We start from the raw sequence: 13,347 nt of genomic DNA on the forward strand, positions 1-13,347 counted from the left end.
GATTACGCGTTAATTTGCGCGTGCATCTCCTGCACGGAGATCACCTGATCGGTTGCACTCGAGTTCAGCGAGGTGGTGGTGGCAAATGCCCCGTTCAGCGTCGTGTCGTAGTGCACCTTGTACTGCAGCGCACTGCGGCGGATGAGCTTGGAATCCTCAATCGCCTGGCGGCCTGCGGTAGTATTAACGATGTAAGCGTACTCACCGTTTTTCACCCGGTCCTGGATATGCGGACGCCCTTCATGCACCTTGTTGACCTGACGAACCTCAATCCCGGCGGCTTTCAACACGTCGGCAGTACCGGCGGTAGCATCCAGCTCAAAGCCGAAGCTTTGCAGGCGCTGAGCCAGCTCAACGATGCGCTTTTTGTCGCCTTCGCGCACTGACAGCAGTGCCCGACCGGTTTTCTTCATGTTGCTCTGGGCGCCGAGCATCGCTTTGCAGAACGCTTCAGCAAAGGTACGACCCACGCCCATCACTTCACCGGTAGAACGCATTTCCGGGCCGAGGATCGGATCCACACCCTGGAACTTGTTAAACGGCAGCACCACTTCTTTTACCGAGTAGTACGGTGGGATGATCTCACTGGTGACACCCTGGGCAGCCAGCGTTTTACCTGCCATCACGCGTGCCGCCACTTTCGCCAGCGGCATGCCGGTCGCTTTAGAGACAAATGGGACGGTACGCGCGGCACGTGGGTTAACCTCAATCAGGTAGACTTCATTGTCCTTAACCGCGAACTGCACGTTCATCAGGCCACGTACGCCCAGCTCAAAGGCCAGCTTCTTCACCTGGTCGCGCATCACATCCTGAATCTCCTGGCTCAGCGTGTAGGCTGGCAGGGAGCAGGCAGAGTCACCGGAGTGAACGCCCGCCTGTTCGATGTGTTCCATAATGCCGCCGATCAGCACCTGCTCACCGTCACAAATCGCATCCACATCCACTTCAACCGCATCGTCGAGGAAGCGGTCGAGCAGCACTGGCGCATCGTTAGAGACGGAAACAGCGGTGTTGAAGTAGCGCTTCAGATCGATTTCGTCATAGACGATTTCCATGGCACGACCGCCCAGCACGTAAGAAGGACGCACCACCAGCGGATAACCGATCAGCGCTGCTTTTTCCACCGCCATATCAATCGCGGTCACGGTGGCGTTAGCTGGCTGTTTCAGGCCCAGACGGTCAACCGCCTGCTGGAAACGCTCGCGATCTTCTGCACGGTCGATGGCATCCGGACTGGTACCGATAACCGGCACGCCTGCCGCTTCCAGCGCACGCGCCAGCTTCAGTGGGGTCTGGCCACCGTACTGCACGATGACGCCTTTAGGCTTCTCGATACGCACGATTTCCAGCACGTCTTCCAGGGTCACCGGCTCGAAGTACAGGCGGTCAGAGGTGTCGTAGTCGGTCGATACGGTTTCCGGGTTGCAGTTGACCATGATGGTTTCGAAACCATCTTCGCGCAGCGCCAGCGAGGCGTGTACGCAGCAGTAGTCGAACTCAATGCCCTGGCCAATACGGTTAGGACCGCCGCCCAGCACCATTATTTTGTCACGGTCATTGTTCGGGTTGGCTTCGCACTCTTCTTCATATGTTGAGTACATGTAGGCGGTATTGGTGGAGAACTCCGCCGCACAGGTATCCACGCGCTTGTAGACCGGGTGCAGGTTGTGCTGCTCGCGCAGGGCACGGATTTCAGCCTCAGACACGCCCGCCACATCGGCCAGACGCGCATCAGCAAAGCCTTTACGCTTCAGGGTGCGCAGGAAGTCATAGCTCAGGCCGTTAACGCCCTGCTCCGCCACCTGCTGCTCCAGCTGGACCAGCTCTTCAATCTGCACCAGGAACCAGCGGTCAACGTTGGTCAGCGCGAACACATCTTCTACGCTCATTCCGGCGCGGAAAGCGTCAGCGATATACCAGATACGGTCACAGCCGGCGTCTTTCAGCTCGCGGCGAATGGTCGTCAGCGCTTCCGGATCATTCAGGTCAACTTTCGGGTCGAAGCCGTGTGCGCCCACTTCCAGGCCGCGCAGTGCTTTCTGCATTGATTCCTGCAGGGTACGGCCAATGGCCATCACTTCGCCCACCGATTTCATCTGCGTGGTCAGGCGGTCGTTCGCCCCGGCAAACTTCTCGAAGTTGAAACGTGGAATTTTTGTCACTACGTAGTCGATGGACGGTTCGAACGACGCCGGAGTCAGACCGCCGGTGATGTCGTTGGTCAGTTCATCGAGGGTAAAGCCAACCGCCAGCTTGGCGGCAATTTTGGCAATCGGGAAGCCCGTCGCTTTCGAGGCCAGCGCGGAAGAACGCGACACGCGCGGATTCATCTCGATGACGATCAGACGGCCGTTTTCCGGATTGACCGAGAACTGCACGTTAGATCCCCCGGTTTCCACGCCGATTTCACGCAGCACCGCCAGCGAGGCGTTACGCATGATCTGGTACTCTTTGTCGGTCAGCGTCTGCGCTGGCGCAACGGTAATGGAGTCACCGGTGTGAATGCCCATAGCATCAAAGTTTTCAATCGAGCAGACGATGATGCAGTTGTCGTTTTTATCACGCACCACTTCCATCTCGTACTCTTTCCAGCCAATCAGCGACTCGTCAATCAGCAGCTCATTGGTTGGCGACAGGTCGAGACCGCGTTCGCAGATCTCTTCGAACTCTTCACGGTTGTAAGCGATGCCGCCGCCGGTGCCGCCCATGGTAAAGGATGGACGAATGATGCACGGGAAGCCGACGTCGGCCGCAACCGCCAGCGCTTCTTCCATGGTATGTGCGATACCGGAACGTGCGGTATCAAGGCCGATTTTCTTCATCGCCACGTCGAAACGGCGGCGGTCTTCGGCTTTATCAATGGCATCGGCGGTGGCACCGATCATCGTGACGCCAAACTCAGCCAGCACGCCCTGACGTTCCAGCTCCAGCGCACAGTTCAGCGCCGTCTGGCCACCCATCGTTGGCAGCACCGCATCCGGGCGCTCCTTCTCGATAATTTTGCGCACCACTTCCCAGTTAATCGGCTCGATATAGGTGGCATCGGCCATGTCCGGGTCGGTCATAATGGTTGCCGGGTTAGAGTTCACCAGGATAACGCGGTAACCCTCTTCACGCAGTGCTTTACACGCCTGCGCACCGGAGTAATCGAATTCACAGGCCTGGCCGATGACAATCGGGCCAGCACCAAGGATCAGGATACTTTTTATGTCTGTACGTTTTGGCATTTTCTTTCTCTCCCGATCTTATTTCGCGGCTTTAATCAGTTCGATAAAGTGATCGAACAACGGGGCGGCATCGTGCGGGCCAGGGCTCGCTTCCGGGTGCCCCTGGAAGCTGAAGGCGGCTTTATCGGTGCGGTGGATGCCCTGTACCGTGTGGTCAAACAGCGAAGTATGAGTCACGCGCAGACAGGCTGGCAGGTTGCCGTCATCAACGGCAAAACCGTGGTTCTGGGCGGTGATCATCACGGTGTTATTGTCGTGATCTTTCACCGGGTGGTTGCCACCGTGGTGGCCCAGCTTCATCTTCACGGTTTTTGCCCCGCTGGCCAGCGCCAGCAGCTGATGGCCCAGACAGATACCAAATACCGGGGTGTTGGTTTCCAGCAGGCGTTTAATCGCGGTAATCGCGTAGTCACACGGCTCCGGGTCGCCCGGTCCGTTAGAGAGGAACACGCCATCCGGATTCAGCTTCAGGACCTCTTCTGCAGAGGTCTGCGCCGGTACAACCGTCAGGCGGCAGCCGCGATCCACCAGCATACGCAGGATATTGCGTTTCACACCGTAGTCATAAGCCACCACGTGGAATGGCAGGTCAGCATCCGCTGCCGGCGCTGGCAGGTCACCTTCCAGCGTCCAGCTGCCCTGCTGCCATTGATAAGACTCCGGCGTCGTCACTTCTTTCGCCAGGTCCATCCCCTTCAGGCCAGGGAAGGCTTTGGCTTTTGCCAGTGCATCTGCGGCGTCCAGTGCGTCTCCGGCGATAATGCAGCCGTTCTGTGCCCCTTTTTCACGCAGCAGACGCGTCAGCTTACGTGTATCGATATCGGCAATAGCGACAATGTTGTGGCGCGTCAGATAGTCTGACAGCCCTTCTTCATTGCGGTAGTTGCTGGCAATCAGCGGCAGGTCACGAATAACTAAACCCTGTGCGTGTACCTGAGACGATTCTTGGTCAGCGGCGTTGGTGCCGACATTGCCGATATGGGGATAAGTGAGAGTAACGATCTGGCGGGAATAGGAAGGATCAGTGAGGATTTCTTGATAACCGGTCATTGAAGTGTTGAAAACAACTTCTCCCACTGCCGACCCGGTTGCCCCGATGGCCCGACCGTGGAATTGGGTTCCGTCTTCCAGAACCAATAGCGCTGACTTAATCAAAACATCCTCCAGGGGAATAAACAGTCACAATATCTGCATATTAATTCAGGAATGACCCTAAAATCAATGCAAAAACTGCCTGACTGCTCAGTTTTTGGCAAATTGCGCGCATTCTAATGATAGCCCCCGCGATTGTCTACCCTGCGAGGCGCTTTTTCTGCACTTTTTAGCTAACTGAACGTAAAACCGGAAGATTTACCCTGAAACAACCACATATCCTGGCGATAAAAACGGTTGCCTGACCTTGTGAGCATAAATTTAAGGTAAAGGGAGTAGAAAAGTGGACCAAATGGTCAAAATTCGCATTCAGCCACACAATTACATAGCTGAAAACATCACTTATAACAAATACAAAGAAAAATATTAATGAAGACGCTGTTTATCACAAAATAAAAAGGGCAATAAAATTATTGCCCAACCAATCAAAACGTTATGATTGAAATAACCACATCACGATGGTACACAACACTTACAAATCATCAAGATTCAGGACGCTGCGCATATCATAAAGACCTGATTTATGCGCCTTTAACCATATTGCAGCACGAACTGCGCCACTGGCGAAGGTCATACGGCTTGAAGCCTTATGGGTTATCTCTACACGTTCGCCCACATCTGCAAACATCGCGGTGTGCTCACCGATAATGTCTCCGGCACGTACTGTGGCAAAACCGATGGTCTGCGCTTCACGCTCGCCGGTGTAACCTTCACGGGCATAGACCGCATGCTCATTCAGGTTCCAGTTCATTGCCCCCGCAATGGCCTCCCCCATTGCCAGCGCCGTACCTGAAGGCGCATCCACCTTATGACGATGATGCGCTTCGATAATTTCGATATCCGCATAGTCGCCCATCACTTTGGCGGCTTTTTCCAGCAGCTTCAGCATCAGGTTGACGCCAACGCTGAAGTTGGCGGCAAATACGATGCCGATCTCTTCTGCGGCGGATTGGATGGCCGCTTTACCCGCATCGTCAAAGCCGGTGGTGCCGATCACCATGGTTTTTTTATGCTGACGGCAAAATTCCAGATAGTGCAGCGTCCCTTCCGGACGGGTAAAGTCGATCAGCACGTCGAAGTCATTGACCACAGCATCCAGACTGTCGCTGACGTTGATACCCAGCGCGCCGCACCCCGCGAGCTCACCGGCATCAGTCCCTGCCAGCGATGAACCTTTACGCACAATCGCTGCGCCCAGGCGCGCCCCTTCAGCCTGAACAGTTGCCTGAATCAGCTGACGTCCCATACGCCCTGCGGCTCCCACAATGGCGATACGGATTTCTGCATTACTCATAATTATTCATTCCTGACAGATTTCTATGCATGCACAGCGCATACAGATTAACCAGCGGTTAACTTCTGCGCCACAACTAAAACCAGATAATAAGAATTTTACGCCAGCGCGTGAGGATTATCAGTAAAACAGATTTGGTCAGGATTGGGGAAGGGAAAATGGGCTGAGGGTGAGTGGGAAAAGGGTCTTGATGACGGCTGGTGCACATCTGTGGCACGGGGCGACCGGAAAAAATGGTCTTCATGACAGCTGGTGCACATCCGTGGCACGGGGCGACCGGAAAAAATGGTCTTCATGACGGCTGGTGCACATCCGTGGCACGGGGCGACCGGAAAAAATGGTCGCCCCCTACGGATTTTACTCGACCTGACGAACCTCGACGCGCAGCTCTTTCGGCACTTCAAAGACAATATTCTCTTCGCGGCCAATCAGTTCAACGGCATCGACGCCACCCAGCTCATTAAGACGCTGGATCACCTGCTGCACCAGAATATCCGGCGCAGAGGCTCCGGCGGTCACGCCAACGCAGCCTACACCTCTGACCCACTCTTCCTGAATATCATCAGCGGAGTCGATCAGCCGCGCCAGCTTGCCGGCACGCTGTGCCAGTTCCGCCAGGCGGTTGGAGTTGGAAGAGTTCTTCGAGCCGACCACCAGCACCACGTCAGCATCGCGTGCCAGCGTGCGCACCGCTTCCTGACGGTTGGTGGTGGCATAACAGATGTCGTCTTTACGCGGGCCAACGATTTTCGGAAAGCGGGCGCGAAGGGCGTCGATCACTTCATAAGTGTCGTCCACCGACAGCGTGGTCTGGGTCATAAAGCTCAGGTTGTTTTCATCCTTCACCTGCAGGCTCCAGACGTCCGCCGGCGCTTCCACCAGATACATGCCCCCTTTCGGGTTATTGTACTGGCCCATGGTGCCTTCCACCTCAGGATGGCCTGCGTGGCCAATCAGGATCGCTTCCGTTCCCTTACGACTGGCTCGCGCCACTTCCATATGTACCTTGGTGACCAGCGGGCAGGTGGCATCAAACAGCATGGTCAGATCGCGCGCTTTCGCCTCTGCGCGCACCGCCTGGGAAACGCCGTGAGCAGAGAAGATCAGGATAGAGCCATCCGGCACTTCCGCGATCTCCTCGATAAAGATCGCACCGCGTTCACGCAGGCTGTTGACCACGTAGCGATTGTGCACCACCTCATGTCGCACGTAGATCGGTGCGCCATACATCTCCAGCGCACGCTCGACAATACTGATAGCGCGATCAACGCCCGCGCAGAAACCGCGCGGGTTAGCCAACAGGATCTGCATTGCTGGTCTCCCGTGCCGGATCAATCTCCAGCACTTCTACGTCAAAATGGATGGTCTGCCCGGCCAGCGGATGGTTGAAATCAACGGTGATTGAATCCCCGGAGATCTCACGGATCACCCCTGGCATCTCATTGCCGTCCATGCCGCTAAACAGCATGATGGCACCGATTTCTGGTTCTCCCGCCTCGACAAAATCGCGGCGCGAGAAATACTGAACCAGATCCGGGCTGATGCCGCCGAAGGCGTCTTCCGCTTCCAGCGCGAAGGCACATTTATCACCCGCTTTCAGCCCAATCAGATGGCTTTCCAGCCCTTCGGACAGGCTGCCGTCGCCCAGGCAGAACAGCGCCGGTTTACCGTTGCTGCGCGTCGATTCCGCCGTGGAACCGTCCGCCAGCTTTAAGGTGAAATGCACCAGCACTGCGCTGTCACGCTGTACAGAATCGGTCATGCCTTACCCTTTATTCTTAGCCTGTTTACCGGCCGGGTTCAGGAACCCTTCCAGCACGATCAATGCGGCACCAATACAGATGCCGCAGTCGGCAATATTAAACGTGGCGAAGTGCCAGTCACCGACATAGAAGTCGATGAAGTCCACCACAAAGCCATGATATGACCGGTCAAACAGGTTGCCTACTGCGCCACCGACGATCAGCGCATAGGCGATGTTATTCAGTTTATTGCTCGCTTTGGTGCGGTACATCATCACCAGCAGCACCACCACGATGGCAATGGCGATGCCGGCAAAGAACCAGCGCTGCCAGCCACCTTTGTCGGCGAGGAAGCTGAACGCCGCACCGTAGTTGTGAGCATAAAAGAAGTTAAAATACGGCATTACCGGCATCGACTCGTGCAGCATCAGATTATCCATAATCCACTGCTTGCTGGCGAAATCGATGCCAATCACCAATACCACCAGCCACAGCCAGCGCAATCCGGTTGAGAGAACAGGTGTCTTCATCATGCAAACTTACGCTGTTCGCCGCTGCCGGCGACGTTCGAGGCGCAGCGGCCACAGACATCAGCGTGTTCGGCATTCTGGCCGATATCGCTAGTGTAATGCCAGCAGCGTGGGCATTTCTCACCTTCTGCTTTGTGCAGGGCAATTTTCAGACCTTTTACCCCTTCACTCTGCTGCGCGTCGTCAGTTGCCTGCGCGTAATCCGCCACCTGAGCCCCGGAGGTCAGCAGCACAAAGCGCAGCTCTTCACCCAGGCTGGTCAGTTTCGCGGCCAGACCGGCATCAGCATACAGCGTAACGCTGGCTTCCAGAGAACCCCCGATACGCTTATCAGCACGCGCCTGCTCAATCACCTTATTGACTTCACCGCGTACTTTCAGCAGCTCGGCCCAGTAAGCGTCGTTCATTGGCTGGTTGTCTTCCAGGCTGAACAGCCCGTCGAACCACTCTTCGGTAAACACATACTGGCTGCGTTTACCCGGCAGGTAACCCCAGATTTCATCTGCGGTAAAGGACATGATCGGTGCCATCCAGCGCACCAGCGCTTCCACGATGTACCACAGTGCGGTCTGGCAGCTGCGACGCGCCAGGCCATCTGCTTTCGCGGTGTACTGACGATCTTTGATGATATCCAGGTAGAAGGAACCCATCTCAACCGAGCAGAACTGCATCAGACGCTGCACCACTTCATGGAAATCATAGGCTTCATAAGAGGCCACGATATCATTCTGTGCAGCCAGCGCACGGCCAACGGCCCAGCGATCCACCACCACCATCTCTTCCGGTTTCACCATATCGGTTTCCGGGTTGAAACCGGCAAGGTTCGCCAGCAGGAAACGCGCGGTGTTACGGATGCGGCGATAGCTGTCGGCAGAACGCTTGAGGATCTCGTCGGAAACCGCGATCTCACCGGAGTAGTCTGTTGATGCCACCCACAGGCGCAGAATATCGGCGCCCAGTTTGTTCATCACATCCTGCGGGCTGACGGTGTTGCCCAGTGACTTGGACATCTTGCGGCCCTGACCATCGACGGTGAAGCCGTGCGTCAGTACCTGGCGGTAGGGCGCTTTGCCTTTCATCGCGGTCGAGATCATCAGCGAGGACATAAACCAGCCCCGGTGCTGATCCGATCCTTCCAGATACAGGTCTGGCGCATTGCCGTCAAACTCAGGGCGGGCATCCACTACCGAGTAGCTGGTTGATCCGGAGTCAAACCAGACGTCCAGAGTATCCGGCACTTTGACGTAGTTATCGGCATCGGCACCCATCAGATCGCGGGCATCAAGATCCCACCATGCCTGAATACCATCCTGCTCAACGCGTTGTGCCACCTTCTCCATCAGTTCCAGAGAATCCGGGTGCAGCTGCTCGGTATCTTTATGCACGAACAGCGCCATCGGCACGCCCCAGGTACGCTGGCGGGAAATACACCAGTCGGGACGGTTCGCTACCATTGATTCAATACGTGCCTGGCCCCAGTCCGGGATCCACTGCACGCCTTTGATCTCTTTCAACGACTGCGCGCGCAGGCCTTTCTGATCCATGCTGATAAACCACTGTGGCGTGGCACGGAAGATGATCGGCGTTTTGTGACGCCAGCAGTGCGGGTAGCTGTGATGCAGTTTCTCAACGTGCAGCAGAGCGCTCTTGTCACGCAGCAGCTCAACGATCATATCGTTGGCTTTAAACACGTTTACGCCATCCAGCGTCGGGTAGGTTCCCGGCAGGTAGCAGCCGTCCGGGCCGACCGGGTTAGCCACTTCAATACCGTATTTCTGACCGATAACATAGTCGTCCGGGCCGTGGCCTGGCGCTGTGTGTACCGCACCGGTACCGGCTTCCAGGGTCACATGCTCACCCAGCACAACCGGAGAGGTATGGCCGAGGAACGGATGCTGGAAGCCCATCAGCTCAAGGTCAGCACCTTTCGCTTCACCCAGCACGGTCCATGCGGCGATACCGACGCGCTTCATCACGCTCTCAACCATGTCTTTGGCGAGGATAAGAGCACGGCCCTCGATCTGCACCAGCTGATAGTCGAACTCAGGGTGCAGAGAGATAGCGCGGTTAGCCGGCATGGTCCACGGAGTCGTTGTCCAGATCACCAGGGAGATCGGGCCGTCCACGCTGCCAGCTGCAAATTTGGCCTGCACCGCGTCTTTATCGACGGCGTTAAACATGACGTCGATTGATGGGGAGGTTTTGTCGTAATACTCTACTTCCGCTTCTGCCAGCGCAGAACGGCAGTCCAGGCACCAGTGCACCGGCTTAGCGCCTTTGTGCAGGTGACCGTTACCGATGATTTTACCCAGCGCACGGATAATGTTCGCTTCGGTTTTGAAGTTCATCGTCAGATACGGACGATCCCAGTCACCCAGCACACCCAGACGGATGAAGTCGGCTTTCTGACCTTCCACCTGCTCGGCGGCATAGTTACGGCAGGCTGCGCGGAATTCAGACGCGCTGACTTTCTCGCCTGGCTTACCGATCATCTGCTCGACTTTATGCTCGATAGGCAGACCGTGGCAGTCCCAGCCCGGTACATAAGGCGAGTCATAGCCCGCCATGCCTTTCGACTTAACGATAATGTCTTTCAGAATCTTGTTAACTGAGTGACCGATATGAATGCTGCCGTTAGCGTAAGGAGGGCCATCGTGCAGAATAAAGGTTTTTTTCCCTTTCTTGGCTTCGCGGATGATGCTGTACAGCTTGTCATCATACCAACGTTGCAGCATGCCAGGTTCGCGTTTGGCCAGATCGCCACGCATCGGGAACCCCGTTTCCGGCAAATTCAGGGTAGATTTATAGTCACTCATCAGATTCTCGGTTCCGTATGTCGGTTCTGTTTACACTTAAACCGATGTGTTCAGCCCAAAAAAGCGTCGGGCAGTCACGACATCGTTAGCAATTTGTTCTTTCAGCGCATCGAGCGAAGCAAAACGCTGCTCGTTACGTAATTTATCGCGCAGCACCACTTCAATATGACGGCCATACAAGTTCATCGTCACGTCCAGCAGATGCACTTCCAGCTGCTGACGCAAACCGGCCACCGTCGGTCGGGTGCCGATATTGGCGACGCCAGGAAGCGGATGTTCGCCTAATCCCAGCACCTCAACGGCGTACACCCCTTTTACCGGGGAGACCGTACGCTTAAGCGGCAGGTTAGCGGTGGGAAAACCAATCGTGCGGCCCAGGGCATCGCCATGCACCACCCGGCCGGAAATGCTGAAGGGGCGCCCCAGCAGCGTTTTCGCCAGCGGCAGATTGTCTTCTGCCAGCGCCTGGCGCACTGCCGTGCTGCTGATGCGCTTCCCATCATCGCAGAATGTCTGGGTGCTGATGACATCAAAGCCATATTCAACGCCAGCATTCTGTAATAACAGGAAATCGCCCTGGCGACCAGCGCCAAAACGGAAATCATCCCCGACGGCCAGGAACTTAACGTCCAGTTTATCCACCAGAAGATCGGCAACAAAACTTTGCGCAGTAAAGGCCGCGAAACGGCGGTCAAAACGGACGCAAAGTACCGCATCAACGCCTGCCTGCTCGAGGTAACGCACTTTCTCCCGCAGACGCGTCAGCCGTGCCGGGGCTTTTTCTGCCGCGAACAGTTCCAGCGGCTGGGGTTCAAACAGCATCACCATCACGGGCAGATTGCGCTGACGCCCCTCTTTGCACAACTGTGCCAGCAGCGCCTGGTGACCGCGATGTACACCATCGAAGTTACCGATAGTCAGAACGCAGCCGCGGTGCTGCTCTCTCAGGTTATGTATGCCGCTTATAAACTTCATGGCTGGCTCAAATTTGTGGAAATCGGCGGATTATACCTTGTACAGCTCTGAAGGTTAACCCACGAATACTGGCTTTCATGCTTTCTTCATGCCATTTCGTTCTGTATGGTGCTGATCCAGCGCGGGATGTTATTTTTCTTGTGAATAAGCTGTATTCGCCTGACCGAAGCTGATAGAATCTTGCGCCATCGAAACGTAATCAAGTGCCATTGTTTGACCGGCGCTTATTTGCACAAATCCATTGACAACCGAAGGCGAAAAGGGCATATTCCTCGGCCTTTGAATTGTCCTCATAGAACTATTTGGGAGTTGGACCTTGGCTAATATCAAATCAGCTAAGAAACGCGCCGTAACGTCTGAGAAGCGTCGTAAGCACAACGCTAGCCGTCGTTCAATGTTGCGTACTTTTATCAAGAAAGTTTACGCGGCTATCGCTACTGGCGATAAAGCGGCTGCGCAGAATGCATTTAATGACATGCAACCAATTGTGGACCGTCAGGCAGCTAAAGGCCTGATCCACAAGAACAAAGCTGCACGTCATAAAGCAAATCTGGCTGCACAGATCAGCAAACTGGCGTAATGTCAGTCTGTTAATCGAGCTTTGATAAAGAAACCGCCTTCTGGCGGTTTTTTTATGTCTTTTTTTTGCAGAGTGCAGAAAAAATCCGGGTCGCCCGGAAAAAAGCGTTGCCCCCTGCCGTTGTTGCGCCCTGCACTATCCGGTGAAAAGTTGGCTAAAATCGCTGTTGCAGATGCGCTGCACCGCCGGGTGCTGAATCATCCTTTCGGCAAAAATCACGTGATATTCCTCCATCACGGAGTCAATACTTCCCAGTTCAACAATCCCCTCACGCGAAAAATGTTCCTGGCCGTATAACGTCGGGGCGACAAAAATGGCCTGATTCGCCACACCAAAGGCCTTCATCAGCGCGGCGTCATCAAACTCACCGAGAATATCCACCGCCAGGTCCTGTGACTGTAACCAGTTCAGCACTTTTCTTCCCAGCATAGAGCGGCGGCCGGGGATCAGCAGCTTATGGTGGCGCAGACATTCGGGAAACGGCATCAGGGACGGCGGCGCACAGCACCAGAAGCTGACGGCACACTCTCCCAGCTTGACAGAGAACAGCCCCTCCTGCAGCGAGGAGCCGACCGGACAGTCAGAGAGGATCATATCCAGCTTGTGCTGACTGAGCTGCTCAAGCAGCAGCTCATGGGTGGATTCAAAACAGCGCAGGTGAACAGGCTCGCCGGACACCACCGCCGTTTCCAGCACTCTGCTGACCAGCGTTTTGGAGAGCGCATCCGCGACCCCAACGTCGAACAGCAGGCTCGCCTCCTTGCGATAGTTAACAATATCCAGCATTTCCTGACTGAGGGTGAACATGCGATCGGCATAGCGAAACACCAGTTGCCCAAGCTCCGACGGCACCAGCCCACGCCCCTGGCGTTTGAACAGATTACCGCGCAGACGCTCTTCCAGCGCTTTTAGCTGGCCGGTAACGGTCTGTGGCGTGAGATTAAGCACCTCTGCCGCCCTGACCACCGACCCGCTTTTACACACCTGCCAGAAATAGTAGAGATGGTTGTAATTGAGCTTCGCCATGTTCC

General features: G+C 55.6%; 10 protein-coding genes. 1 reads left to right on the forward strand and 9 read right to left on the reverse strand.

Going from position 1 to position 13,347, the window contains the following annotated elements; genetic code table 11:
- Positions 1–2 precede the first annotated feature (2 nt).
- The 8 genes from carB to ribF form a co-directional block, all read right to left on the reverse strand.
- Positions 3–3,227, reverse strand: coding sequence for a carbamoyl-phosphate synthase large subunit (gene carB, locus ABEH87_RS10805; RefSeq protein ID WP_346576384.1), 3,225 nt, complete (start codon positions 3,225–3,227; stop codon positions 3–5).
- Between the two features lie 18 nt (positions 3,228–3,245).
- Entirely contained in the window at positions 3,246–4,382 is a 1,137-nt protein-coding gene (gene carA / locus ABEH87_RS10810) for a glutamine-hydrolyzing carbamoyl-phosphate synthase small subunit (protein WP_346576385.1), read from the reverse strand.
- A 469-nt stretch (positions 4,383–4,851) separates the two neighbouring features.
- Entirely contained in the window at positions 4,852–5,673 is an 822-nt protein-coding gene (gene dapB, locus ABEH87_RS10815; RefSeq protein WP_346576386.1) for a 4-hydroxy-tetrahydrodipicolinate reductase, read from the reverse strand.
- A 357-nt stretch (positions 5,674–6,030) separates the two neighbouring features.
- A complete protein-coding gene (gene ispH / locus ABEH87_RS10820; protein ID WP_346576387.1) occupies positions 6,031–6,984 on the reverse strand; it encodes a 4-hydroxy-3-methylbut-2-enyl diphosphate reductase in 954 nt (317 codons plus the stop codon).
- Positions 6,965–7,435: an FKBP-type peptidyl-prolyl cis-trans isomerase gene (gene fkpB / locus ABEH87_RS10825; RefSeq protein ID WP_346576388.1), complete on the reverse strand. Its 471-nt coding sequence runs from the start codon at positions 7,433–7,435 to the stop codon at positions 6,965–6,967. Before fkpB ends, ispH begins: the two co-directional genes overlap by 20 nt.
- A gap of 3 nt (positions 7,436–7,438) precedes the next feature.
- Complete coding sequence (gene lspA, locus ABEH87_RS10830) at positions 7,439–7,948, reverse strand: signal peptidase II (RefSeq protein ID WP_346576389.1); 510 nt, start codon at positions 7,946–7,948, stop codon at positions 7,439–7,441.
- Positions 7,945–10,761, reverse strand: coding sequence for an isoleucine--tRNA ligase (gene ileS / locus ABEH87_RS10835; RefSeq protein ID WP_346576390.1), 2,817 nt, complete (start codon positions 10,759–10,761; stop codon positions 7,945–7,947). Before ileS ends, lspA begins: the two co-directional genes overlap by 4 nt.
- Before the next feature lie 36 nt (positions 10,762–10,797).
- Entirely contained in the window at positions 10,798–11,736 is a 939-nt protein-coding gene (gene ribF / locus ABEH87_RS10840; RefSeq protein ID WP_346576391.1) for a bifunctional riboflavin kinase/FAD synthetase, read from the reverse strand.
- 316 nt (positions 11,737–12,052) lie between these two features.
- Here ribF and rpsT point away from each other — a divergent pair, with 316 nt between their 5' ends.
- The gene (gene rpsT / locus ABEH87_RS10845) at positions 12,053–12,316 is read left to right on the forward strand and encodes a 30S ribosomal protein S20 (protein ID WP_048914793.1); all 264 of its coding nucleotides are present in this window, start codon (positions 12,053–12,055) and stop codon (positions 12,314–12,316) included.
- Positions 12,317–12,451: 135 nt separating this feature from the next.
- Here the strand turns inward: rpsT and nhaR are convergent, their stop codons facing one another.
- A complete protein-coding gene (nhaR, locus tag ABEH87_RS10850; RefSeq protein WP_346576392.1) occupies positions 12,452–13,342 on the reverse strand; it encodes a transcriptional activator NhaR in 891 nt (296 codons plus the stop codon).
- Positions 13,343–13,347: the final 5 nt, after the last annotated feature.

Source organism: Erwinia sp. Eh17-17 (assembly GCF_039675725.1).
GTDB lineage: Bacteria > Pseudomonadota > Gammaproteobacteria > Enterobacterales > Enterobacteriaceae > Erwinia.